This window comes from Bradyrhizobium sp. USDA 3256, from assembly GCF_054058275.1.
This window is the reverse complement of sequence record NZ_JBSSAE010000002.1, coordinates 4,226,036-4,249,947: the sequence shown is the minus strand read 5'-3', so window position 1 is coordinate 4,249,947 and position 23,912 is coordinate 4,226,036. Positions and strand designations below refer to the sequence as shown.

Genomic DNA, 23,912 nt, shown 5'->3' with positions numbered 1-23,912 from the left:
CTTGAGAGAATGACTGGAGGGAAAGAGGCGCTTAGGCCGCCTTCTTCTTGGAAGCGGGGACGTCGAGCACGCCCATGATGTCGCTTTCCTTCATGATCAGCAGGTCTTCGCCGTCGATCTTGACCTCGGTGCCCGACCACTTGCCGAACAGGACACGGTCGCCGACCTTGACGTCGATGGGGATCAGCTTGCCGGCTTCATCGCGGCCGCCCGGGCCAACGGCGATGACTTCGCCCTGCGAGGGCTTTTCCTTGGCACTGTCCGGAATGATGATGCCGCCAGCAGTCTTCTCTTCGGCGTCGATACGCTTGACCACGACGCGGTCGTGAAGCGGACGGAATTTCATGCAGTCCTCCTAAACATTTGTAGATGCTGTAGATTTTTGGAGAGTTAGCAGTCCAGTCCAGCGAGTGCCAGACTGGTTGGGCAGGAGATAGGCCAAGCCTTGGCGGCGGGCAAGTGCCTCTAGCAGAAAAATTGGCACTCGTGAGTGCGGTCTGCCAGAAGGATGCCGAGATCATTTCGGCATCCTTAATGCCGCCCGAGAGGGGGCGCCGGGGCTATTAGCAGATGCGGTAAGCTGCTGCCAACGCAAGAAATTTCAACAACCTATTAAACATTTAGGCTTGAGATGGGTTAGTCGCGTGCGTCACATTTCTCTCATGTGAGCGCATCCATTGCCGGTGGTCCGGCGGGGGAGGTCGGCCACCACGTGAATGCGCTCCGTCACAGGAGGTTGGCATGGTCTCGCGAGTTGGTGGGGTTGTTTCCGACGATTTCCGGAAGCAGTTGCTGGGGTACGGGCTGACGACGGCGCAAATCCTCTATCGGATGCCTGATCATCCCTCGTTGCTGCAGACCTATGTCTGGCAGAACTACGACCTGTTTCCGAAATTTCCGGCGCTGCAGGATTTCCTCGCGTTCTGGCAAGCGAAGCTCGAAGGCCCGCTGTTTTCGGTGACGGTGGCGCATTCCAAGCTGGTCAAGCCGGCCGAGCTGCGTGCCGTCGACGGCGTGTTCCGGCTGCATTGACCGGGCAAGGGGGCAAAAGCGCGCTGTGCGCCTTTGCTCGCCTCGCGGCGCGCGACTTGTGTTAGCCTCTCTCCGTCACAAAAAGACGGGAGGCGAAACAATGGCCAAGAAGACGGCATCAAGATCGGCAGCCAAGACCGCAGTGAAGAAGAAATGGTCGGGGCTCGGCGCCGGCACCAGGAAATCGTCCGCGAAATCGTCCGCGCGCAAGACCATTAAGTCGAAAGGCCGCGTCCCGGCGGCGAAGAAGAGCGCGCCGAAACCTGCGACCAAGGCGCGGCCGAAACAGCGCGTTGCGATCAGCCATCACCGCGAAGACGACTTCAAGGCCGACGGGCTGCGCGCTTACGCCAAGTACCGCGACCTCGGCATCGCTGCCGCCTCGCATGGCCTCGCGCAGGCGCACGTCATCCGGCTTCAGGGACCGTGCAACCCCGATGAAGTGTCGAAGTTGCACTTCCACGATGTCGACTTCCAGATGGTCTATGTGCTCAAGGGCTGGGTGAAGACCTACATGGAAGGCGAGGGCGAGACGCTGATGCAGCAAGGCAGCGCCTGGACCCAGCCGCCGCGCATCAAGCACATGATCCTCGACTACTCCGACGACGTCGAACTGCTGGAGGTGATCCTGCCGGCCGAGTTCAAGACGGTGGAGCTGAAGGCGTAGGCTTTTCGCGGCCGTCATGGCCGGGCTTGACCCGCCATCCATCCTGCTTCGAAAGATTCTCCTTGGCCGATGGATGCCCGGGTCATAGGCGAGCGGAAGCGACGCCGTCCTTCGGACGGCTATGCCCGGGCATGACGACCTGGTCGAAATTACGTAGCCCGGATGCAGCGAAGCGAAATCCGGGGCTTCCATACGCGGCCGAACCGTCCCGGATTGCGCTGCGCTGCATCCGGGCTACTGCGGCTACGGCTGCGTCAGCATCCCCACGATCGCGCCCATCAGGCAGGTCGTCAGCGTGCCCGAGACGATCGACTTCAGCCCGAGCGCGTTGATCTCGTCGCGTCGCTCGGGCGCCATGATGCCGAGGCCGCCGATCATGATGCCGAGGCTCGCGAAATTGGCAAAGCCGCACATCGCGTAGAGCATGATCAGCCGCGAGCGTGGATCGAGCGCGTCGGGGCCGAGCTTCGACAGGTCGACATAGGCGATCAGTTCGTTCAGCACGGTCTTGGTGCCCATCAGGCTTCCCGCCGTGATCGCCTGCGGCCAGGGCAGGCCCATCAGCCAGCACACCGGCGCCATGACGTAACCAAGCAGGCGCTGCAGCGAGATCTTCGCGCCGCCGATCTCCGGCAGCAGGCCGATGATCGCGTTCGCCAGATACACCAGCGCGACCAGCACCAGCAGCATCGCGATGATGTTCATCAAGAGCTCGAGCCCGGCCGCCGTGCCCTTCACGATCGCGTCCATCGTCGACGACACCTGGATATCGGGATTGTCGAGCGATCCGCCGGTGCGCTTGTCCGACGTTTCCGGCACCATGATCAGGCTCACTAAAATTGCGGCCGGCGCGCCGAGCACCGAGGCGATGACGAAATGCGCGGCCGCATCCGGGATCAGCGGGGCCAGCAGCGTCGCATACAGCACCAGCACCGTGCCGGCGATCCCGGCCATGCCGCCGGTCATCACCAGAAACAATTCGCTGCGGGTGAGCTGCGCCAGATAGGGGCGGATGAACAGCGGCGCTTCGACCATGCCGAGGAAGATATTGGCCGCGGTCGAGAGCCCGACCGCGCCGCCGACGCCGAGCGTGCGCTCGAGCAGCCAGGCCATGCCGCGCACAACAGGCGGCAGCACGCGCCAATAGAACAACAGCGTCGTCAGCACGCTCATGACCAGGACGATCGGCAGCGCCTGGAAGGCGAGGATGAAATCCGAGCCCGGCGCCTTGGGATCGAACGGCGCCGGGCCGCCGCCGACATAGCCGAACACGAAGGCGGTGCCGGCGCGGGTCGCGGCGGCAATGGTGCCGACCGCGTCATTGATCGCGCCGAAGGCCTGCGTCACCAGCGGCACCTTGATCAGCACCAGCGCGGTCGCGATCGTGACGACGAGCCCGATCGCCGCCTGGCGCAGCGACACCTTCAGGCGATTCTCGCTCAGCGCCCAGGCGATCAAGAGCAACGCCACCACGCCGAACGCCGATTGCAATTGCAGCATCACGCCCCCAAGAACTCTCGCGGGATTATGGGCAGGGGCCCCTCGCAGCGCAATGCTGTTGCGCGTTCATCTCGTATCCATTGACAAGTTGCAGGCGCTCGGCCACGCAATCATCCATGTCCTCCGCCACGCCGGCCGGCGCCCGCGATCTGCTCGGCCACAGACCGTTCCTGTTCTTCTTGTCGTCGCGCAGCCTGTCGCGCTTCTCCAGCCAGATTGGCGCGGTGGCGATCGGCTGGCAGATCTACGATCTGACCGGCAGCGCGTTCGACCTCGGCATGGTCGGACTGGTGCAGTTTCTGCCGACGGCGCTCTTGGTGTTCGTCGCCGGCCACGCCGCCGACCGCTTCGAGCGCAAGCGCGTGGTGCAGGCCTGCCAGATCGCGGAGGCGCTGACCGCATTGTTTCTCGCCGGAAGCACTTTTGCCGGCACCACCTCGGAGATCCAGATCTTCGTCGCGACCTTCGTGCTCGGGATCGCCGGCGCGTTCGAGAGTCCGGCGACCGCCGCGCTGTTGCCGCTGATCGCGCCGCAAGGCTCGCTGCAGCGGGCGACCGCGATCTCGAGCGGCGCGGCGCAGGTCGCGACCATCACCGGACCGGCGCTCGGCGGCTTCGCCTATGCCCTGATGCCGAGCGCGCCCTACGGCATCATGATGGTGTTCTGGCTGTTCGGCGCGCTGCTCACCAGCGGCATCGGCCGGCTGCAGCAGGCGCCGGTGAAGAACGGCGGGTCGTCGGACGATCTGTTTGCCGGCGTCACCTTCGTTCGCAGCAATCCGGCGATCCTCGGCACCATCTCGCTCGATCTGTTCGCGGTGCTGTTCGGCGGCGTCACCGCGCTGCTGCCGATCTATGCGCGCGATATCCTGCAAGCCGGCCCGCTCAGCCTCGGCGTCCTGCGCGCCGCACCCGCGGTCGGTGCGCTGTTGATGACGATGGTGCTGGCGCGGCATACCATCAACCGCCGCGTCGGCATGCGCATGTTCCAGGCGGTGATCGTGTTCGGCGTCGCGACGGTGGCGTTCGCGCTGTCGCACTGGATGTGGCTGTCGGCGCTGGCGCTCGCGGTGCTCGGCGCTGCGGACACGATCAGCGTCGTGATCCGCTTCTCTCTGGTGCAGCTCGCCACCCCCGACGAGATGCGCGGCCGTGTCGGCGCGGTGAACTTCCTGTTCATCAACGCGTCGAACCAGCTCGGCCAGTTCGAGAGCGGCGTCACCGCGGCGCTGCTCGGCACCGTGCCGTCGGCCGTGCTCGGCGGCGTCGCCACCGTTGCGGTCGCGCTGCTCTGGATGAAGCTGTTCCCGACGCTGCGGGACGTCGAGAAGCTGGAGTAGGGTGCTTCCCTTACCTCGCCCCGCTTGCGGGGAGAGGTCGCCGCGCAGCGGCGGGTGATGGGGACTCTCCGCGAGTTTGTCTCTCACCGTCCTCGTGGAGACTCTCCCTCATCCCGACCTTCTCCCCGCGCGCGGGGAGAAGGGGAGGATCAGCCCCGGGGCAAGCTTTCATGATTTCGGAATAATGGAAAAATATCGCTGATTTGCCCGACGTGTCAAGTTGCCGTGTCGGACGCCGGCAGCCGCCGGCTCCTTTGCATGGGGTTGTTTTCGATATTTTGACGGTGCGCCTCTGTGACGGCATGCCCGGGACAAGCCCGTCCATGCCGTCGAGATAGCCCTGTCGCAAGCGGCGAGAAGGGAGGATCAGCCGCGGCCCACGAACGGCATCTTGGTCGCCATCACGGTCATGAACAGCACGTTGGCGTCGAGCGGCAGGCCGGCCATGTAGGCCACGGCGTCGCCGACCGCCTTGGCGTCCATGCGCGGCTCGTGCTTGGTGGTGCCGTCCGGCTGCAGCACGCCGGGGCCGTTGACCATGCGGTCGGTCATCGGGGTCGCGGCATTGCCGATATCGACCTGGCCGACCGCGATGTCATACATGCGGCCGTCGAGGTTGGACGACTTGGTGAGGCCGGTGATGGCGTGCTTGGTCGAGGTGTAGGCGGCGGAGAACGGCCGCGGCGCGTGTGCCGAGATCGAGCCGTTGTTGATGATGCGGCCGCCGCGCGGCGTCTGGTCCTTCATGAGGCGGAAGGCGTGCTGGGTGCACAGGAACGGCGCGGTGAGGTTGGTGTTGACCACCGCCTGCCACTGCTCGAGCGGCAGGTCCTCGAAGTTCACCGGCGGCGCACCCATGCCGGCATTGTTGAACAGCACGTCGAGCCGGCCATAGGTCGCCTTCACCTTGTCGAACAGCGCGGCGATCGCGGCCGGGTTGGCCATGTCGGCCGACACGCACAGGCTCTTGCCGGCGGGGCCGAGTTTGGCGGTTTCCTCCAGCATCTCCATGCGGCGCCCGGCGAGCACCACGGTGTAGCCCTTGTCCATCAAAGCGAGCGATGCCGCGCGTCCGACACCGGTGCCGGCGCCGGTCACGAGCGCGATCTTGCTGGTTGCCTCAGTCATGCGAGTTTCCTCTTACTTGGTTTTTGCTTCGGTTTCGTTCTTGTAGGGGGGGCGTGGAATGTTCTGGTGCGCCGCGCGGAGCGCCGCCGACCAGCGCGAGCGCAGGTCGTGGAAATAGGGCTCGCCGGCCTCGATGCGGTGGTTGAGATCGGCCTCGCAGGCGTCGGTGCGCACCACCAGCACGTCGATCGGCAGGCCGACGCCGAGGTTGGAGCGCATCGTCGAATCCATCGAGATCAGCCCGGTCTTCAGCGCCTCGTAGAGCTCGACGTCGTAATGCATGGCGCGGTCGAGCACCGGCTTGCCGTATTTGTGCTCGCCGATCTGCAGGTACGGCGTGTCGATGGTGCATTCGATGAAGTTGCCGGCGGTGTAGACCATGAACAGGCGCATCCGCGAGCCCTTGATCTGGCCGCCGAACAGGAACGAGACGTCGAAGGAGACATCCTCGGCGCGCAGCGCCTCGCCCTCGGTGGCGTGCACCGAGCGGATGGCGCGGCCGATCCGCTGCGCCGCCTGGAACATGGTCGGGGCGTTCATCAGCGTCTCGAGCTCGCCGCTGTGCGGATCTTCCATGCCCTCGGTCAGGGTCGACAGCACCGACTGGCTGATCGCGAGATTCCCGGCGCTGGCGATCGCCATGATGCGGTCGCCGGGCTTTTCGAAGATATGCAGCTTGCGAAAGGTCGAGACGTTGTCGAGGCCGGCATTGGTGCGGGTATCGGCGATCATGACGAGCCCGTCGCGCACCAGAATTCCGCAGCAATAGGTCATTTAAAGCCCTCAGACGGTCCGAGTTTCTCGGCGGGAAACTAGTAGCCAATTTCGAGGATGCATCCAACCCCAATTCCCCGTGACGGGAGATGCAGTGGCCCGTCAAAGAGGGGCGGGACGACCGAGCGATGGCCGGGCGCCTGTTCCGGCCGTCCAGGTTGCGGGGCGCATCCCGGTCTCGCTCTGCGTTGCGCGCAGCCGGCAATGATCTTGGCCTCGCGTCGTTGCGAGGGGCGGGGTGTTGTGCTCGACTGCCTGCAACCGACGACAACAAGAAATTTCGGGAGGCGGGAATGTCGTTCAAACTGGCCGCGTGCATTGTGGCATTGGGTATCGCGGCGACGGCCGCGAGCCCTGCATCGGCGCAGAAGAAGGGCGGCACCCTGCGGCTCTATCACAACGACAACCCGCCCTCGACCTCGCTGCTCGAGGAATCCACCATCGCCTCGGTGATGCCGTTCGCGGCCGTCTTCAACAACCTTGTGGTGTTCGATCCGGCCAAGGTGCACGAAAGCATCGACACCGTGATCCCCGATCTCGCCGAGAGCTGGTCGTGGGATCAGACCAATACAAAGCTCACTTTCAAGCTGCGGCACGGCGTGAAGTGGCATGACGGGCAGCCGTTCACGGCTAAGGACGTGCAGTGCACCTGGCGGATGCTGATCGGCAAGAGCGAGACCCAGGACTTCAAGCGCAACCCGCGCAAGGTCTGGTACTCGAAGCTCAAGGATGTCGGCATCAATGGCGACGATGAGGCGACCTTCGAGCTGACCGAGCCGCAGCCCGGCCTGCTGGCGCTGCTCGCGAGCGCCTTCTCCGTGGTTTATCCCTGCCACGTTCCGCAGCAGGTGATGCGCACCAAGCCGGTCGGCACCGGGCCGTTCAAGTTCGTCGAGTTTAGGCGCGGTGATTCGATCCGTCTGGTCCGTAACCCCGATTACTTCAAGAAGGACCGGCCGTATCTCGACGAGATCACGGTGCGCTCGATCGACAGCCGCGCCACGCGGATGCTGGCATTCGCGACCGGCGACTATGACATCACCTTTCCGTCCGACGTCAGCATTCCCCTGATGAAGGACGTCAAGGCGCGGGCGCCGAACGCGATCTGCGAGATGACCTCGACCAATCTGCAGATCAATCTCCTGGTCAACCGCGTCAATCCGCCGTTCGACAATCCGGATATCCGCAAGGCGATGTCGCTGGCGCTGGATCGCAAGGCCTTCAACGGCATCCTGTTCGAGGGCAGCGGGCGGCTCGGCGGCGCGATGCAGGCGAAGCCCGAAGGCGAGTGGGGCATGCCGCCGGAGATCCTGTCGACGCTGATGGGTTACGGCCCCGATACCGGGAAGAACCTCGCCGAGGCGCAGGCGATCATGCAGAAGCTCGGCTACAGTGACGCCAAGCCGCTGTCGATCAAGATCCAGACCCGCAATCTGCCGACCTATCGCGACCCGGCGGTGATCCTCGCCGACCAGCTCAAGAAGATCTACATCACAGCCGAGCTCGACATCCTGGACACGCCGCGCTGGTACTCGCGGCTGCAGCGCAAGGACTACACCATCGGCCTCAACGTCACCGGCGTCAGCGTCGACGATCCCGACGGCAATCTGGTCGAGAACTATTCCTGCAACTCCGAGCGCAACTACACCCAGTATTGCAACGCCGAGGTCGACAAGCTGCTGGCGGCACAGTCGCGCGAGGTCGAAAAGGACAAGCGCCGCAAGATCGTGTTCGACATCGAGCACCTGCTGGTCGACGACGCCGCGCGGCTGGTCATCCTGCACTCATCGGCCGGCAATTGCTGGCAGCCTTACGTGAAGAATTTCCACCCGCACGACAACAGCCAGTATAACAATCTGCGTTTCGAGGATGTCTGGCTGGATAAATAGGGCATGTGCGGCCCCGCCGGCGACGACGTCCGCCGTCGCCCTCGTGCGCCTCGTACTTTACTCGTTCACACGACGAGGAGCAGTCTCGGTTCCTGCGCACACACGCTGGCGCCGATCGCAGGGTATCAAGATCGACGGCGCCCGTCAGTCAGACCGCGCAGAGATCCATAGGGACGTCCCGAAGCCGCTACGGAAGCTCGGATATCAGCTTGGTCCACTCGGCCTCGGGCCAGGCCCGTGATGTGCAGGTCCGTATGTTTCCCTGAGAACTGAGGGCAAGCGCGAGTTTCGTGATGTTGTCGCCAAGAGGCGCTTCGGCGATGAGAAGGATGTCATGCTCGCCGGAGGTGAGATAGACCTCCTTGATCTCGACACCGAGCGTCTTGGCGAGTTCTTTCGCCGCTCGGCTGCGCTTGGGAGCGTCCTTGACACTTCGAATTCCCTGGTCGGTCCAGTCGATCCTCACTATGAATGTCGCCATGTCGTCCTCCAAGGGTTAAGCACTGCCCTTGTCTGCCGCGCGTGCGGCAGGCCAACCTGCTTCATGTTGAAGTTGAGGGAGCGCCACATAAGGCAGGCGCTGCTTTCAGACTGCGATGCCTGCCGACGGCCTGACCGCTGCCCGTTCCTTCAAACGGCGACGTCGGCCCGTCCCGTCTAAGGGCAGCTCGCTGCAGATTACGCCATGTCCCTTGCTTGAGAAAGAGGGCTCCCCGCGTTGTGATCGGGACCGCGTAAGCGAGGGCGCTGCGTCAAGATCACACCCTCTGCGCAAGGATGTGGCCGCGGACCTTCGCGCGCCGGACAGCTATCCGATGCAAGTCAGGTGTGGGTGTAGTCACCGGGTTTCAACCCGAGCGCCTTGACAGCCGCTTCGGGAAGCGGCCCCAACGCTTCGACCGTTTCATTCGGGGCCATCATGTCCGCAATGATCGCCGTGGCCTTTGCCGCGTCTCCTTCGGCCACGAAGAAGACCGAGCGAACCGGCGGGCCGCCGTCCAACGGCGCAGTTGTTACGAGGACAACCTGACCATGTGCCATGCTCCCTTATACAGCAGTCGCGGCGCTGTTCCACGGATACTGTCGATCGATCCTCACGGCCCGGCCGCTGACGCGTGCGCCAAGAGCGATGCTGCCACGGTATTGCATCGTCGCGGCCCGAACACCAAATAGTTGAACGTGGGAGGCAGAACCGCTCCTGGAGTGAGCGCGTGGCCAGCAAAAGAGCGAACGAAGAGCTCCCCGTCATTGCGCGCTTTGAGGTGCGCCGCCGCAATTACCTCGCGCCCGACGGCTCGATAGAACGGCCGCTTCCTGCCTTCGCCACCGATGCCAAGCTGCTGGTCGAACTCTACCGGTCGATGGTGCTCTTGCGTCTGTTCGACCGTAAGGCTGTTGCATTGCAGCGCACTGGTCGGCTGGGAACCTACGCCATTTCGCTCGGCCAGGAGGCGGTGTCGGTCGGCATCGCGAGTGCGATGCGGGAGGATGACGTTCTGTTGCCCTCCTATCGCGACAACGGCGCGTTGCTCTGGCGTGGCGTCGCGCTGGAGGAGATCCTGCTGTTCTGGGGCGGCGATGAACGCGGCAATCAATTCTCCGGTCCGGTGCACGATTTCCCGTTCTGCGTTCCCGTCGGATCACAGGCGCCGCATGCCGCCGGCGTTGCCTACGCCCTGAAGTTGCGCAAGGAGCCGCGCGTGGCCGTCTGCATGTTCGGCGACGGCGCCACCTCGAAAGGCGATGTGTACGAGGCAATGAATTTCGCCGGCGTTCACAAATTGCCGCTCGTGTTCGTCGCCACCAACAATCAATGGGCCATATCGGTGCCGTTGCGTTTGCAGACGGGTTCCGAGACGCTAGCGCAGAAGGCCATCGGCGCCGGGTTCAGCGGCGAGCAGGTGGACGGGTGTGACGTGGTGGCGATGCGCGCCGCGGCCGAGGAGGCCATCGCCGCTGCCCGCGACGGCAAGGGCCCTCACTTCATCGAAGCGGTTACCTATCGGCTCGGCGATCACACGACGTCAGATGATGCATTGCGCTATCGTTCGGCCGAAGAAGTCCAGGCGCATTGGAAGGAAGAGCCGATCGCGCGCCTCAGGTCCTATCTTGTGGGTCAGAAGATGTGGACCAAGGCGGACGAGGAGCGGCTTGCCGCCGAGTGCCATGAGCGCATCGAGGCGGCGGTGGAGCGCTATCTGAAGACACCGCCACGCCGAGCAGAAACCATGTTCGACAACCTCTATGCCGATCTGCCCGAGGCGTACGCCGCGCAGCGTCGCGAACTCGCGGGAGAGGACGATGCCTGAAGTCACGTTGGTCGAAGCCATCAATCGGGCGCTCGGCCGCGCGATGGCGGATGATCCCGATGTGGTCGTGCTCGGCGAGGATGTCGGCGTCAATGGCGGCGTCTTCCGCGCGACCGTCGGCTTGCAGGAGCGCTTCGGTCCGGAGCGCGTCCTCGATACGCCGCTTGCCGAACTCCTGATCAGCGGGCTTTGCGTCGGCATGGCCGCGCAGGGACTGAAGCCGGTCGGCGAAATCCAGTTCATGGGATTTATCTATCCCTGTCTCGATCAGCTCGTGAACCACGCATCACGGATGCGCAACCGTACCCAGGGACGGCTCACTTGTCCGATGGTTCTGCGCACGCCGCATGGCGCCGGCATTCGCGCACCCGAGCATCATTCCGAGAGCACTGAGGCGATGCTGGCCCACATTCCGGGCTTGCGTGTCGTGATACCTTCGTCGCCGGAGCGCGCCTATGGACTTCTCCTCGCCGCGATCCGCGATCCCGATCCGGTGGTGTTCCTGGAGCCGACGCGGTTGTACCGTGCCGCGAAAGGCGATGTCGAGGACAACGGCGAAGCCTTGCCGATGGATCGCGCCTTTGTCGAGAGGGAAGGTCGCGACGTCACGCTGATCAGCTGGGGTGCGATGCTGAAGGAAACGATGGCCGCAGCGGACGCGCTCGCCGACGAGAGCATCGCTGCCGAGGTTATCGACCTCGCCACGCTCAAGCCCTACGATGAAAACACCGTGCTCAGGTCGGTCGCAAAGACCGGGCGCTGCGTCATCGTGCACGAGGCCGCGCACACCGGCGGATTTGGCGCGGAGATCGCAGCCATGATCGCCGAGCGCGGACTATCCTCGCTGCTCGCACCCGTGACCCGCGTCACCGGCTACGACACGATCATCCCGATGGCCCGCCTTGAGCAACGCTACATGCCGTCGGTCGAACGCATCGTGATCGCAGCCCGAAAGGCGCACCAGTACAACTGAACACCAACGGACCTTGTGCCATGCGCCAGTTCACGTTGCCGGACCTTGGTGAAGGTCTTGAAGAAGCCGAGATCGTCACCTGGTACGTCAACGAGGGCGATCACGTCGTGACCGATCAGCCGCTCGTTTCGGTCGAGACCGACAAGGCAGTGGTCGAGATACCGGCGCCGTCGAGCGGACGCATCGCGCGCCTGTTCGGTGCCAAGGGCGATATCGTGAAGGTCGGCGCGCCGCTCGTCGAGTTTGCCGAGGACGCCGGGCAGGACACCGGCACGATTGTGGGCGAACTCGATACCGGCGAGCAGCGGCCGGCGCCAGCAACTGCTTCGCCGCCCAGCGGGCGGGGAGCCCAAGTGTTTCCGGCAGTGCGCGCACTTGCGCGCAAGCTTGACGTCGCGCTCGATCTCGTCGAGGCGACCGGGCCCGGCGGCACCATCACGCGGGCCGATGTCGAGAGGGCGGCGAAGCGGATGTCTCACAGCGGACCCGCCGAGCCGCTGCGCGGCTTGCGCCGCGCGATGGCCCAACGCATGGCGGCAGCGCACGCGGAAATCGTCCCCGCGACGGTCACCGATGAAGCCGACATCGACGATTGGCGGCAGAGCGAGGACGTGACAATCCGCCTCGCGCGGGCGATCGCCGCTGCTTGCAAGGCAGAGCCCGCGCTCAATGCCTGGTATCATTCCGGTACGGGAGAACGGCGCCTGATCGAGCGCATCGATCTCGGCATCGCCGTCGACACGGGCGGCGGCCTGATCGTTCCCGTGTTGCGCAATGTCGCGGAGCGGAGCGTATCGGACCTGCGGGCCGGACTCGACCGCCTGCGAGCCGACGCAATCGCGCGCGCGATACCCCCGGAGGAACTGCGCGGTGCGACGATCACGTTGTCGAACTTCGGCATGATCGGAGGCCGGTTTGCTAATCTCATCATCGTGCCGCCGCAGACGGCGATCGTCGGCGCCGGGCGGATTTCGGAGCGCGTGGTCGCCCTTCGGGGGCAGGTTGCGGTCCGACGCACGCTGCCGCTATCGCTGACCTTCGATCATCGGGTGGTGACGGGCGGCGAAGCTGCCCGTTTCCTGGTTGTCCTCAAATCCGACGTTGAGCGCATTTCGTGACATCACTCATTCGCGAGACAGGCAGGAGCGTCACGGCTCCTGGCTTCGTCCCGCAGGTGCATCGACGAGGAAGGCCTCGTCGACGGGCACGCCGAGCGCTGTAACCAGCCGGTTGGTTTCGGCGGCCATGCCGACGATTGCCAGCATTTCCTGATATTCGGCGTCGGTCATGCCCTTGGCGCGGGCGCTCGCGGTGTGCGAGTGAATGCAATAGCTGCAGCCGTGAGCCACCGAGACGGCGACGTAGAGCATCTCCTTGACCTTCGGTTCGAGCGCACCGGGTGCCATCACCTCCTTGATGCTCTCCCAGGTCCGCCGCAGGGTCTTCGGATCATGCGCCAGCGCGCGCCAGAAATTGTTGACGAAGTCCGAGTTCCGCGTCTTGCGGATGTCGTCGAAGACGGCGCGTGCCTCCGCCGAGAGTTCGTCGTCGGAAAGCAGTTTTACGGTGGCCATGGCTTGTCTCGCTGGTTCGGTTTGCAGCAGCGATCATAGCACCCCTGCCGTCATTGCGAGGAGCGAAGCGACGAAGCAATCCATGCCTCCGCAAGCGGTCAGATGGATTGCTTCGCGGAGCCTGTCATCGGGCGCGCGTTCGCGCGACCCGTTGGCTCGCAATGACGGACGCGGAGAGGGATCAGCTCTACGACTGCGTCTGGCTCTGCCACTGGCCGGGACGGCCGGCCTGGTCGACCTTGACCGCGACCGTCAGCGTCTCGTTGCCGCCGCCATAGCGGGTGCCGCGGACCGGGGCGGCGCCGAGATAGTCGAGGCCGATTGCGACGCGGGCATGGGCGTCGGTGATGCAGATGCCGTTGGCGGCGTCGAAGCCGATCCAGCCGAGATCGGGCACGAACGCCTCGGCCCAGGCGTGGCCGGCCTGCTGGTTGACCATGCCGTCGGAGCGCAAGAAGTGGCCGGAGACGAACCGCGCCGGAACGCCGCCGGCGCGCGCGCAGGCGATCAGGATGTGCGCGTAGTCCTGGCAGACGCCGCGCTTCAGCGCGAACGCCTCGGCGGCCGAGGTGGCGCTGTTGGTCGGGTCCTCGTCGAAGGTCATGTGCTCGTAGATCTGCACCATCAGCGCGTGCAGGAAGCCGAGCACGTCGCCGCCGGCCTCGGTGCGCAGCTCGCGCACGATGGCCGTCATCGCCGGGTTGAGGTCGGTCAGCGGTGTGGTGCGCAGGAACAGGCTCGGCGGAAACCGCTCGTCGGTGCCCTTCAGTACGCCGCCGGTGTCGTGGGTCTCGACCAGGCCTTCGCAATGGATCGTGAGGTCACTGATCGAACCATGCGTCAGCACATGGGTGACGTTGCCGAAGGCGTCCTCATGGGTGTCGAGCCGGGAGTCGGTCGAGACGTCGATCTGCCAATCCGCGACATACTGGCCGTCATGGCTGCCGGGCGTCATCCGCAGAATCTGGATCACGCCCGAGGCCGCCGGCTCGTAGCGATAGGTGGTGGTATGGGCTATCCGCAGGCGCATGGCTCAACCGGTGTTCAATCGGTTTTTTTCAGGACAGGACTGTCATGCCCGGACCCTTCCCGGGCACCCACGTCTTTCTTCCTAATCGGCCGCGAAAGCAAGATGTGGATGGCCGGGTCACCTATGTTACGAAAGACGCGCTTCGCGCTTCGCGCTTTCGCCCTGCCATGACGAGATTTTGCCTCAAAACCGGTCAGATCAGGTACTGCTTGGTGATGATCTCACCCAGCCGTGAGTTGTCCGCGATGAACTCCTGGATGAATTCGTGCACGCCGTGCTGGAAGATATCGTCCATGTTGCTGTGCTCGAGCCGGTTCCTGATGCCGCGGGCATGGCGTTGCGAGGCGCCCTGGCGGCCATAGGCGACGCCGATCTGGTCGAGGTTGCGCACGAGGTTGCTGTAGCAGCTGGCAAGCGAGCGCGGCAGCGTATCGTTGAGGATCAGGAGGTCGGCGATCAGCCAGGGTTTTAAGGTTTCCCGGTAGACCCAGTGATAGGCTGTTGTCGCCGACACCGAGCGCAGGATCGAGGTCCACTGATAGTAATCCAGCGGGCCGCCGACATGCTCCTCCTCGGGTAACAGCATGTGATACTTCACGTCGAGAATCCGCGCGGTGTTGTCGGCGCGCTCGAGATGGACCCCGAGCCGCGAGAACCAGTAGGCGTCGTTGCGCAGCATGGTGCGGTAGGCCGAGCCGTCGAAACGCAGCGAGGTCTCCTGCACGAAGCGCAGGAATTTGGCCAGCTCCTCGCGGTTGGCGGGACCCTTGTTCCAGACCGCCTGCAGTTCGATCCAGGCCGAATTGATGGTGTCCCACATCTCCGATGTCAGCGCGGTGCGCACCGAGCGTGAATTGAGCCGCGCCGCCTCGATGCAGTTCTTGATCGAGGACGGATTTTCCGACGAGAAGGACAGATATTCGATGACGTTCCGCTCGTTGGCTTCCTCATAGTGATCGTAGAAGCTCGCGCCGACGCCGGCGGTGAGCAGCGCGGAATCCCACTCATTGGTCTTGCCGACATAGGCCGCGGGCAGCGCGGTGACGCGCAACGTCGCATCGATGGTGCGCGCCAGATATTCGGCGCGTTCGACATAACGGGCCAGCCAGAACAGGTTTTCGGCGGTGCGCGACAGCATGCGATAGTCCCTACAAGACGAAACGTGTTTCACCTCCCCCTGAAAGGGGGAGGTCGACGCGCAGCGGCGGGTGGGGGTCTTCTCTCCATTCGGCGTATGCGGCCGACCCCCACCCCGACCCTCCCCCTTGCAGGGGGAGGGAGGGCTCGCGCAGCGCGTTTGGCTTCAAATCACTCACTCAGTATCCAGGTGTCTTTGGTGCCGCCGCCCTGGCTCGAATTGACGACGAGCGAGCCTTCCTTCAGCGCGACGCGGGTCAGCCCGCCGGGCACGATGGTGGTGTGGCTGGAGCCGGTCAGCACGAACGGGCGCAGGTCGACATGGCGCGGCGCCAGCCCCTTGTCGGTGCAGGTCGGGCAAGTCGACAGCGCCAGCGTCGGCTGGGCGATGAAGCCTTCCGGCTCGCGCTTGAGCTTGTCGCGGAACGCCTCGATGGTCGCCTTGGTGGCGGCGGGGCCGATCAGCATGCCGTAGCCGCCCGAGCCGTGCACCTCCTTGACGACGAGGTCGGCGAGGTTGTCGAGCACATAGGACAGATCCTGCGCTTCGCGGCAGCGCCAGGTCTGCACGTTCTTCAGGATCGGCTCCTCGCTGAGGTAGAACTTCACGATATCAGGCATGTAGGAATAGATCGCCTTGTCGTCGGCGATGCCGGTGCCGACCGCATTGGCGAGCGTGATGTTGCCGGCGGCGTAGGCCGACATCAGTCCGGGGACGCCGAGCGCGGAGTCCGGCCGGAAGGTGAGGGGATCGAGAAAATCGTCGTCGACGCGGCGGTAGATCACGTCGACCCGCTTCAGCCCCTCGGTGGTGCGCATGAACACCTCGTCGTTCTTGACGATGAGGTCGCGCCCCTCGACCAGCTCGATGCCGAGCTTGTCGGCGAGGAAGGAGTGCTCGTAATAGGCCGAGTTGTAGACGCCGGGCGTCATCAGCGCGACCGTCGGCTCGGCGGAGGCGCTGTGCGGCGCGACCGACCGCAGCGCCGACAGCAGTTCGTCCGGATAACGCTCCACGGGCGCGACGCGGTGCCGCGCGAACAGGTCCGGAAACAGCCGCATCATGATCTCGCGGTTTTCCAGCATGTAGGACACGCCGGATGGCGTGCGCGCATTGTCCTCCAGCACGATGAAATTGTCGGGATCGGTGCGGATGATGTCGATGCCGGCGATGTGGACGTAGATGTCGTGCGGCACGTCCTGGCCGTTCATCTCCGGCCGGAACACCGGGTTCTGGAAGATCAGGTCCTCGGGGATGACGTTGGCGCGCAGGATGTCGCGGCCGTGATAGATGTCCTTCAAGAACATGTTGAGCGCGAGCACGCGCTGCTTGAGGCCCTTCTCCAGCAGCGTCCACTCGGTCGCCGACATGATGCGGGGGATGACGTCGAACGGGATCAGCCGCTCCTGCGCCTCGGCATCGCCATAGACCGCGAAGGTGATGCCGATCCGGCGGAACAGCAGCTCCGCTTCCTGGCGTCGATATTCGAGCGCATCCGGCGGCGTCTCTTTGAGCCAGCGGGAGAGCTCCTGGTAGGCCGGGCGGAGATCCTCGCCGAGGCCGTTCATCTCATCGAACGCGACTGCCATATAGCCCGACTGCCCTCCAAAGCCATGTGACACAGTGCATGACTTGATGGGATGGTAGCAAGGGGCGGGCCAGCGCGATATGCATTGGCTTGCGGCATTTGCTATGGGTGAGGTGGAAGGCCTGCCCGAAAAACCGGCTGAGGTCTGCTTAATTCGGCGGCAAAACCCCGTGACATCAAGGCATTGGATCGGCAATGTCAGGGGATCAAGTTAGGGAATGAGACCATGAGCGAGATCGTCACGGCGGGGATATTGGTGATCGGCGACGAGATCCTGTCCGGCCGGACCAAGGACAAGAACATCGGCTTCATCGCCGAATACCTGACCAACATCGGCATCGACCTGAAGGAAGTCCGCGTCGTCGCCGATGACGAGGCCGACATCGTCTCCGCCCTTGATGCGCTGCGGCATAGGTACACTTACGTGTTCACCACCGGCGGTATCGGGCCGACCCATGACGACATCACCGCCGACAGCGTGGCGAAGGCGTTCGGGGTCGATATCCATCATCACCCCGAGGTGGTGGCGCGGTTCAGGGAGCGCTGGAGCGAGCAGGACCTCAACGAGGCGCGGCTGCGCATGGCCCGGGTGCCTGACGGCGCCGAACTGATCCAGAGCGCGACCATCCTGGCGCCGGGCTTCAAGCTCGGCAATGTCATCGTGATGGCCGGCATCCCCACCATCATGCAGGCGATGATGGATATCGTGGCGCCGACCCTGAAATCCGGCGTGCGGATGCTGTCGGACTCGGTCCGCGCCGACGCGCGGGAAGGCGACATCGGCGGCCCGCTGCGGGCGATCGCGGAAGCCAATCCCGACACCATCATCGGCAGCTATCCGTTCCAGGACGAGAACCAGAAGCCGAACACCAATCTCGTGGTCCGCTCGCGCGATCCGGAAAAGCTCGCAGCCGCGATGGCTGCGGTGAAGGAGATGCTGAAGCAAGTGCAGGCCGCGCAGAAGAAGCCGGCGGGTTGAGACGATATGGTTGAACGAAATTCCGAACCGAGTGCACAGGAGCGAGCCGGCAGGCCGTTCCCGGTCTCGTGGGATCAATTCCACCGGGACTGCCGGGCGCTGACCTGGCGGCTCAACGAGGTCGGCCCGTTCCATGCGGTGATCGCGATCACCCGCGGCGGGCTGGTGCCGGCGGCAATCGTGGCGCGCGAGCTCGGCTTGCGGATCATCGATACCGTCTGCGTCGCCAGCTACGACCACGACAAGCAGGGCGATCTGAAAGTGCTCAAGGGCATTTCGGAGCAGACCGCCAAGCTCGGCGGCGGCACCGGCAAGGGGCTGTTGATCGTCGACGACCTCGTCGATACCGGCAAGACCGGCAGGCTGGTGCGCCAATTGCTGCCCGATGCGCATTTCGCGACCGTGTACGCCAAGCCGAAGGGCCGGCCGCTGGTCGACACCTACATCACCGAGGTGTCGCAGGACACCTGGATCTACTTTCCCTGGGACACCGCGCTGTCGTTCCAGCCGCCGATCCGCGACGGCGCGGCGTAGATCGTCACCTCGCCCCGCTTGCGGGGAGAGGTCGGATTGCATGGAGCGAAGCGCAATGCGATCCGGGTGAGGGGGACTCACCGCGAGCGCGTCTCTCACTATCTTTGTGGAGCAGCCCCTCACCCCAACCCTCTCCCCGCAAGAGCGGGGCGAGGGGGAAGTAAGAAACATGCCCCTGCAAAACCGCGTCACGCCCACCGGCGACATCGTCGCCTCAGACCATCGCGGCACCTTCACCGGCAATCGCGGCATCATCCACGATCCCGCGACGCGCAGGCTTCTGAGCAAGCGCTGGTCGAGCCCGGCGTGGCTCACCTGCGTCTGCGAGTTCAGGGGACGGCGGCGCGAGGTGATGAGCCGGCAGAGCTGGACCGAGCTGTTCTTCCTCGATGAGGCCACCGCGTTCGCGGCCGGACACCGGCCGTGCTTCTACTGCCGGCGCGACGATGCCAAGCGGTTTCGCGGCTGCTGGGAGCAGGGCAACGGCGTGAGCGATCTCAGCGCCAAGGCAATGGATGCGGTGCTGCATGCCGAGCGGCTCGACCACGGCAAGAAGCGGCTGCATCCGCTGCCGACGCGATTGCGCGACTTGCCCGACGGGACGATGGTGCAGGCGAGCGGGGACAGCTACCTCGTCGCCGACGGCGCCACGCTGCGCTGGTCGTTCGCCGGTTATAGCCGGGCCGACGTACCCGAGCCGGCCATGCTGCTGACGCCGCCATCGACGGTGCACGCTTTCCAGGCCGGCTACCGGCCGGTGTTGCATCCGAGCGCGATGGCCGTTCTGGGTTGATCTGCCGGCAGAGTCCTTACGCCAGCCGCTGCCGCGCCAGCTTGGCCCCGGCGCCCAGCGCGATCAGCTTGGCTTCCGCGATGTCCCGCCGCATTGGCGCCATGCCGCAATTGGTGGTCGCGATGATGTTGCCCTTCGGCACGTGCTTCGCGACCGCCTCGATCACCTTGACGACGTCCTCAGCGGTCTCGATCTCGTCGCTGGCGACGTCGATCACGCCGGCCTGCACGATCTTGCCGGGGAGCGCCGCGAGCAGTTCGATCGGTACCTTCGAGTTGCGGCATTCGATCGCGACCTGCTGGATCGTGCTCTTGTCGATGACCGGGAAGGTCTCCTCATATTGCCGCCACTCGCCGCCAAGCGTCTGCTTCCAGTCGGTGTTGGCCTTGATGCCGTAGCCGTAGCAGATGTGCACGGCGGTGGCGCAGCTCAGGCCTTCGGCGGCGCGCTCCAGCGCCTTGATGCCCCAGTCGCGCACCTGGTCCATGTAGACGTTGAAGGCGGGCTCGTCGAACTGGATCATGTCGACGCCGTCGGCTTCGAGCGCCTTGGCTTCCTGGTTCAACAGCTCGGCGAAAGCGAAGGCCATCTTCACGCGGTCGCCGTAATACTTGTCGGCGATGGTGTCGATGATGGTCATCGGCCCGGGCAGGGTGAACTTCAGTTTGTTCTTGGTGTGGGCGCGCGCCGCACGCGCTTCGCCTTCATGGACGCGCCCCTTGAGCTGCAACGGCGCGATCACCTGCGGCACCATCGCCTTATAGCGGTCCTTGCGGATGCCCATCTCGACCTTGTGGGCGAAATCGATGCCCTCGATCCGCTCGAGGAAGCCGTGCACGAAATGCTGGCGCGCCTGCTCGCCCTCGGTGACGATGTCGACGCCGGCATCCTCCTGCAGCTTGACCGCGAGCACGGTGGCATCGCGCTTGGCGCGGGCGAGCTCGGCGCCCTCCGACTTCCAGGGTGCCCACAGTATGTTCGGCTCCGCCAGCCATTCCGGCTTCGGCAGGGAGCCAGCGATCGTGGTTGGAAACAGCATGGGTGCCTCCCGTTGGGTTCTGATTGAGGGCCTGTGTGCCATGTCCTAAAGTGGAGGTACAGAACAACAAAAGTCTTTGTGATGGGGAATAGAACGCCGATGATCGATCTGCACTACGCGCCGACGCCGAACGGCTGGAAGATCTCGATCATGCTGGAGGAACTGAGGCTGCCTTACAGGGTGATCCCGGTAAACATCCGCGCCGGCGAGCAGTTTCGGCCCGAATTCCTGGCGATCAGCCCGAACAACCGGATCCCCGCCATCGTCGATCATGAACCGGCCGACGGCGGCGGGCCGTTCTCGGTGTTCGAGACCGGCGCGATCCTGATCTATCTCGCCGACAAGACCGGCCGTTTCCTGTCGCGGGAGTTGCGCGCGCGGTCGAACGTCATCCAGTGGGTGATGTGGCAGATGGGCGGTCTCGGGCCGATGCTCGGCCAGCACGGCCATTTCGCGCTCTATGCGGCCGAGAAGATTCCCTACGCGATCGAGCGCTACCGCGACGAGACCGCGCGGCTCTATGGCGTGCTCGACCGCCAGCTCGGCAGGACCGGCGCCTATATCGCCGGCGACGACTATTCGATCGCCGACATCGCCTGCTTCCCCTGGACCATGACCCACAAGGCGCAGGGCTTCACCCTCGACGATTTTCCGAACATCAAGCGCTGGTACGCCACTGTGCGCGCCCGGCCGCAGGTGCAGGCGGGCCTTGCGATCGGAAAATTCGTCAAGGAGCCGTTTGACGAGGAATCGCGCAAGAACATGTTCGGCCAGCGTGCGAAGGAGCTGGTCGAGAAGAAATGATGCCCGTTATTCCGCGGCGCGACACGGTCGCGAGCCCTGCGCCTTGCGGCGCATCCCGGAATGACGAGAATGAACGTGGAAAAGACAAAGGAAACGCCAATGATCGAATTCTTCTTCGACTGTTCCAGCCCGTGGACCTATCTCGCCTGGCACAACATCCAGCCGATCGCGAAGGAGTTCGACACGCCGATCACCTGGCGGCCGATCCTGGTCGGCGGAATCTTCAACACCGTCAATCCGTCGGTCTACGCGCAGCGCGAGAAGCCGGTGCCGCTGAAGGCGCGCTACATGAAGAAGGACCTCGCCGACTGGGCGCACTCGGCAGGCCTTGCGATCAAGATGCCGCCGACCGTATTCCCGGTGAACAGCGTCAAGGCGATGCGCGGCTGCATCCTTCTCGGCAACGAGAAGATGGTGCCGTTCGCGCGCGCGGTGTTCGAGGCCTATTGGGGTGACGACAAGGACATCTCGCGGGATGCGGTGCTGAGCGAGATCTGCAGCAAGCTCGGGATCGATCCGGCGCAATTCCTTGCCGGCATCGGCGACCAGGCGATCAAGGATCAGCTCAAGGCCAACACCGAGGAGGTGATGGCGCGCGGCGGCTTCGGTTCGCCGACGATCTATCTCGACAAGACCGACATGTATTTCGGCAACGATCGCCTGCCGTTGATCCGCGAGGCGCTGGCACGCCTCAAGGCGCGGGCCGCCTGATGCCGAAAGCCGTCGTTTGCCGCGAACTCGGCCCGCCCGAGCGCCTACAGCTCGAGAACTTTGCCTCGGTGCCTTTGCAGCCGGGCCAGGTGCGGGTTGCGATCCGGGCCGCCGGGATCAACTTCCCCGACATCCTGATGGCCGCCGGCGAGTATCAGCTCAAGCCCCCGCTGCCGTTCACGCCGGGTTCGGAAGCCGCCGGCGATGTCGTTGAGGTCAATGCAGCATCCGGTGTCGCCGTCGGCGACAAGGTGATCGTCAAGATGCGCTTCGGCGCCTATTGCGACGAGACGGTTGCAACGCCGTCGCAGCTCGTGCCGGTGCCGTCGACCTTCGACTACGCGGAAGGCGCGACTTTCCTGGCCGCGCACGGCACCGCGTATCACGCGCTGATCGATCGCGGACAGATCAAGCCGGGCGAGGTGCTGCTGGTGCATGGCGCCGGCGGCGGCGTCGGGCTTGCCGCGGTCGAGATCGGCAAGCTGCTCGGCGCCACCGTGATCGCCGCGGCTTCGAGCGAGGAGAAGCTTGCAATCGCCAAGGCGCGCGGCGCGGATCATCTCGTGCTCTACGCGCGCGAGCCGTTCCGCGATGCGGTCAAGCGGCTCACCGACGGCCGCGGCGCCGATGTGGTGTTCGATCCCGTCGGCGGCGAGGTGTTCGAGAACTCAATGCGCTGCATCAACTGGGGCGCGCGGATTCTCGTCGTCGGCTTCACCGGCGGCATCGGTCTTGCCCGCACCAATCTGTTGATGATCAAGGGCGCGAGCGTGCTCGGCGTCCGTGCCGGCGAGGCGGTGCGCAAGGATCCCGCGCTCGGCGAGGTCAGGTTCAAGGCGCTGAGCGAATGGGCCGAGGCCGGCCGGGTGCGGCCGAATATCTCGCACCGGCTGCCGCTGGAAGACTATGCGAAGGCGATGCGGCTGTTGATCGAGCGCAAGGCGATCGGGCGCGTAGCGCTGCTGACGAGGCCGTGAAACCACAGCGCCCAAATTCAGCGGTGCAGCCAAATGACGCCAAGGGCCCGGCGTTCAGGGAATCGAACCCGGGTCCGTCGCGTGATATCCTCTGCCGGCTGAACGTCGCTACAGGGGGAGGATGACATGCGTATCGCTGTGATGGCGGCCGGTGCTCTCGGCGGTTATTTCGGAGCACGTATGGCGGCGGCAGGGCACGACGTGTTCTTCATCGCACGCGGCTCCAACCTCGAGGCGATCAGAAAAAACGGTCTCAAGGTCGAGAGTGTACTTGGCAATCTTCATTTGACCGAGCCCAAGGTGACCGGTGATCCTGCCACGGTTGGCCCGGTCGATATCGTGCTGTTCGCGGTCAAGCTTTGGGACAGCGAGACGGCAGCCAGGTTGTCTCTGCCTCTGGTCGGACCCCGCACCCGGGTGATCCCGTTGCAAAACGGGGTCGATAGCGCGGAGAGGATCGCCCCGATTCTCGGCGCCGACAATGTGGTCGCCGGAAGTGCCTACATTGCGACAGTGCTGTCCGCGCCTGGCGTCGTCACCCACACGAGCCAGTTCGCGCGCATGGTCTGCGGCAGAACCGACGGCAAGCCCGATGAGGGCCTCAAGGCCTTTGCCGACGCCGCTCATGCGGCCGGGATCGACATCTCGGTGTCCGACGGGATTGACCGGGAGCGCTGGCAGAAATTTGTATTCCTCGTCGGACTATCCGGCGCCACCGCAACGACTCGCCGGCCGCTGGGGCCGATCCTGGCCGACCCTGATACGCGAGCGTTCTTTCACAGCCTGATGAGCGAGGTGGTCGCGGTCGGCCGTGCCAAGGGCGTTCCGATCCCGGAGGATTTTGCCGAGGACAGAATGAAATTCGCGGAAGCCTCGCCGCCCACCTTCAAGGCTTCCATGCTGCACGATCTCGAACGCGGCAACCGGCTCGAACTCGACTGGCTCGCCGGAAAGGTGGTGGAGTTCGCCCGCCCGCTTGGCATTCCTACGCCAGCCAACAATGCCGTCTATGCCATGCTCAAGCTGCACAGGATGGGTAACGCCCACGCCTAGGCCGTGTACCCATAAACCCAGCGACGTGATGCGACGAACGCAATGTCCGCTTTGCTCCTGCAGCGACCGAGTTCGTGCGG

General features: G+C 64.5%; 25 protein-coding genes. 14 read left to right on the top strand and 11 right to left on the bottom strand.

What is annotated here, in order from left to right; translation table 11 throughout:
- Window positions 1-31: 31 nt before the first annotated feature.
- Entirely contained in the window at window positions 32-346 is a 315-nt protein-coding gene (gene groES, locus ACVWY5_RS21885) for a co-chaperone GroES (protein ID WP_021077770.1), read from the bottom strand.
- Window positions 347-741: 395 nt separating this feature from the next.
- Between groES and ACVWY5_RS21880 the strand changes: the two genes are divergently transcribed.
- Entirely contained in the window at window positions 742-1,032 is a 291-nt protein-coding gene (locus ACVWY5_RS21880; protein ID WP_026192965.1) for an usg protein, read from the top strand.
- A gap of 100 nt (window positions 1,033-1,132) precedes the next feature.
- On the top strand, window positions 1,133-1,699 hold the full coding sequence (locus tag ACVWY5_RS21875; protein ID WP_028336075.1) for a cupin domain-containing protein: 567 nt from the start codon (window positions 1,133-1,135) through the stop codon (window positions 1,697-1,699).
- Between the two features lie 243 nt (window positions 1,700-1,942).
- Here the strand turns inward: ACVWY5_RS21875 and ACVWY5_RS21870 are convergent, their stop codons facing one another.
- Window positions 1,943-3,199 carry a NupC/NupG family nucleoside CNT transporter gene (locus ACVWY5_RS21870; protein WP_028336076.1) on the bottom strand — a complete coding sequence of 419 codons (1,257 nt, stop codon included), beginning with the start codon at window positions 3,197-3,199 and terminating at the stop codon, window positions 1,943-1,945.
- A 116-nt stretch (window positions 3,200-3,315) separates the two neighbouring features.
- Between ACVWY5_RS21870 and ACVWY5_RS21865 the strand changes: the two genes are divergently transcribed.
- Window positions 3,316-4,539, top strand: a complete 1,224-nt coding sequence (locus tag ACVWY5_RS21865; protein WP_028336077.1) for an MFS transporter — start codon at window positions 3,316-3,318, stop codon at window positions 4,537-4,539.
- 366 nt (window positions 4,540-4,905) lie between these two features.
- Here the strand turns inward: ACVWY5_RS21865 and ACVWY5_RS21860 are convergent, their stop codons facing one another.
- On the bottom strand, window positions 4,906-5,667 hold the full coding sequence (locus ACVWY5_RS21860; RefSeq protein WP_028336078.1) for an SDR family oxidoreductase: 762 nt from the start codon (window positions 5,665-5,667) through the stop codon (window positions 4,906-4,908).
- A 12-nt stretch (window positions 5,668-5,679) separates the two neighbouring features.
- Entirely contained in the window at window positions 5,680-6,441 is a 762-nt protein-coding gene (locus ACVWY5_RS21855) for a proteasome-type protease (RefSeq protein ID WP_028336079.1), read from the bottom strand.
- Window positions 6,442-6,734: 293 nt separating this feature from the next.
- Between ACVWY5_RS21855 and ACVWY5_RS21850 the strand changes: the two genes are divergently transcribed.
- Window positions 6,735-8,330, top strand: a complete 1,596-nt coding sequence (locus ACVWY5_RS21850; RefSeq protein WP_028336080.1) for an ABC transporter substrate-binding protein — start codon at window positions 6,735-6,737, stop codon at window positions 8,328-8,330.
- A gap of 187 nt (window positions 8,331-8,517) precedes the next feature.
- Here ACVWY5_RS21850 and ACVWY5_RS21845 read toward each other — a convergent pair whose 3' ends face one another.
- Complete coding sequence (locus ACVWY5_RS21845; protein ID WP_028336081.1) at window positions 8,518-8,811, bottom strand: GYD domain-containing protein; 294 nt, start codon at window positions 8,809-8,811, stop codon at window positions 8,518-8,520.
- Between the two features lie 341 nt (window positions 8,812-9,152).
- Window positions 9,153-9,371, bottom strand: coding sequence for a hypothetical protein (locus ACVWY5_RS21840; RefSeq protein ID WP_028336082.1), 219 nt, complete (start codon window positions 9,369-9,371; stop codon window positions 9,153-9,155).
- A 170-nt stretch (window positions 9,372-9,541) separates the two neighbouring features.
- Between ACVWY5_RS21840 and pdhA the strand changes: the two genes are divergently transcribed.
- The 3 genes from pdhA to ACVWY5_RS21825 are packed head-to-tail and all read left to right on the top strand — an operon-like array spanning window position 9,542 to window position 12,730.
- Window positions 9,542-10,639, top strand: coding sequence for a pyruvate dehydrogenase (acetyl-transferring) E1 component subunit alpha (gene pdhA, locus ACVWY5_RS21835; protein ID WP_321176994.1), 1,098 nt, complete (start codon window positions 9,542-9,544; stop codon window positions 10,637-10,639).
- Window positions 10,632-11,612: an alpha-ketoacid dehydrogenase subunit beta gene (locus ACVWY5_RS21830; protein WP_028336084.1), complete on the top strand. Its 981-nt coding sequence runs from the start codon at window positions 10,632-10,634 to the stop codon at window positions 11,610-11,612. The genes pdhA and ACVWY5_RS21830 overlap by 8 nt, the downstream gene beginning before the upstream one ends.
- Window positions 11,613-11,632: 20 nt before the next feature.
- On the top strand, window positions 11,633-12,730 hold the full coding sequence (locus tag ACVWY5_RS21825) for a dihydrolipoamide acetyltransferase family protein (protein ID WP_028336085.1): 1,098 nt from the start codon (window positions 11,633-11,635) through the stop codon (window positions 12,728-12,730).
- A 30-nt stretch (window positions 12,731-12,760) separates the two neighbouring features.
- Here the strand turns inward: ACVWY5_RS21825 and ACVWY5_RS21820 are convergent, their stop codons facing one another.
- The 4 genes from ACVWY5_RS21820 to ACVWY5_RS21805 all read right to left on the bottom strand — a co-directional run bounded on the left by ACVWY5_RS21820 (window position 12,761) and on the right by ACVWY5_RS21805 (window position 16,943).
- Entirely contained in the window at window positions 12,761-13,186 is a 426-nt protein-coding gene (locus tag ACVWY5_RS21820) for a carboxymuconolactone decarboxylase family protein (RefSeq protein WP_028336086.1), read from the bottom strand.
- A gap of 187 nt (window positions 13,187-13,373) precedes the next feature.
- Window positions 13,374-14,216, bottom strand: coding sequence for a transglutaminase family protein (locus tag ACVWY5_RS21815; RefSeq protein WP_028336087.1), 843 nt, complete (start codon window positions 14,214-14,216; stop codon window positions 13,374-13,376).
- A 193-nt stretch (window positions 14,217-14,409) separates the two neighbouring features.
- Complete coding sequence (locus ACVWY5_RS21810) at window positions 14,410-15,354, bottom strand: alpha-E domain-containing protein (protein WP_018272359.1); 945 nt, start codon at window positions 15,352-15,354, stop codon at window positions 14,410-14,412.
- 170 nt (window positions 15,355-15,524) lie between these two features.
- Complete coding sequence (locus ACVWY5_RS21805) at window positions 15,525-16,943, bottom strand: circularly permuted type 2 ATP-grasp protein (protein WP_028336088.1); 1,419 nt, start codon at window positions 16,941-16,943, stop codon at window positions 15,525-15,527.
- Window positions 16,944-17,168: 225 nt separating this feature from the next.
- On the opposite strand from ACVWY5_RS21805, the gene ACVWY5_RS21800 reads away from it, so the two are divergent.
- The 3 genes from ACVWY5_RS21800 (at window position 17,169) to ACVWY5_RS21790 (ending at window position 19,248) form a co-directional block, all read left to right on the top strand.
- Window positions 17,169-17,921 (top strand): competence/damage-inducible protein A, encoded by a 753-nt coding sequence (locus ACVWY5_RS21800; RefSeq protein WP_028336089.1) that lies wholly within the window; start codon window positions 17,169-17,171, stop codon window positions 17,919-17,921.
- 6 nt (window positions 17,922-17,927) lie between these two features.
- A complete protein-coding gene (gene gpt / locus ACVWY5_RS21795) occupies window positions 17,928-18,455 on the top strand; it encodes a xanthine phosphoribosyltransferase (RefSeq protein WP_028336090.1) in 528 nt (175 codons plus the stop codon).
- Window positions 18,456-18,624: 169 nt separating this feature from the next.
- Entirely contained in the window at window positions 18,625-19,248 is a 624-nt protein-coding gene (locus ACVWY5_RS21790; RefSeq protein WP_028336091.1) for a hypothetical protein, read from the top strand.
- A 16-nt stretch (window positions 19,249-19,264) separates the two neighbouring features.
- Here ACVWY5_RS21790 and ACVWY5_RS21785 read toward each other — a convergent pair whose 3' ends face one another.
- Window positions 19,265-20,287: a methionine synthase gene (locus ACVWY5_RS21785; RefSeq protein ID WP_038377739.1), complete on the bottom strand. Its 1,023-nt coding sequence runs from the start codon at window positions 20,285-20,287 to the stop codon at window positions 19,265-19,267.
- Window positions 20,288-20,386: 99 nt separating this feature from the next.
- Between ACVWY5_RS21785 and ACVWY5_RS21780 the strand changes: the two genes are divergently transcribed.
- The 4 genes from ACVWY5_RS21780 (at window position 20,387) to ACVWY5_RS21765 (ending at window position 23,832) form a co-directional block, all read left to right on the top strand.
- The gene (locus ACVWY5_RS21780) at window positions 20,387-21,091 is read left to right on the top strand and encodes a glutathione binding-like protein (RefSeq protein WP_028336093.1); all 705 of its coding nucleotides are present in this window, start codon (window positions 20,387-20,389) and stop codon (window positions 21,089-21,091) included.
- A 99-nt stretch (window positions 21,092-21,190) separates the two neighbouring features.
- A complete protein-coding gene (locus tag ACVWY5_RS21775; protein ID WP_028336094.1) occupies window positions 21,191-21,802 on the top strand; it encodes a 2-hydroxychromene-2-carboxylate isomerase in 612 nt (203 codons plus the stop codon).
- Window positions 21,802-22,779: an NADPH:quinone oxidoreductase family protein gene (locus tag ACVWY5_RS21770; RefSeq protein WP_028336095.1), complete on the top strand. Its 978-nt coding sequence runs from the start codon at window positions 21,802-21,804 to the stop codon at window positions 22,777-22,779. Before ACVWY5_RS21775 ends, ACVWY5_RS21770 begins: the two co-directional genes overlap by 1 nt.
- 126 nt (window positions 22,780-22,905) lie before the next feature.
- Window positions 22,906-23,832 (top strand): ketopantoate reductase family protein, encoded by a 927-nt coding sequence (locus tag ACVWY5_RS21765; protein WP_028336096.1) that lies wholly within the window; start codon window positions 22,906-22,908, stop codon window positions 23,830-23,832.
- Window positions 23,833-23,912: the final 80 nt, after the last annotated feature.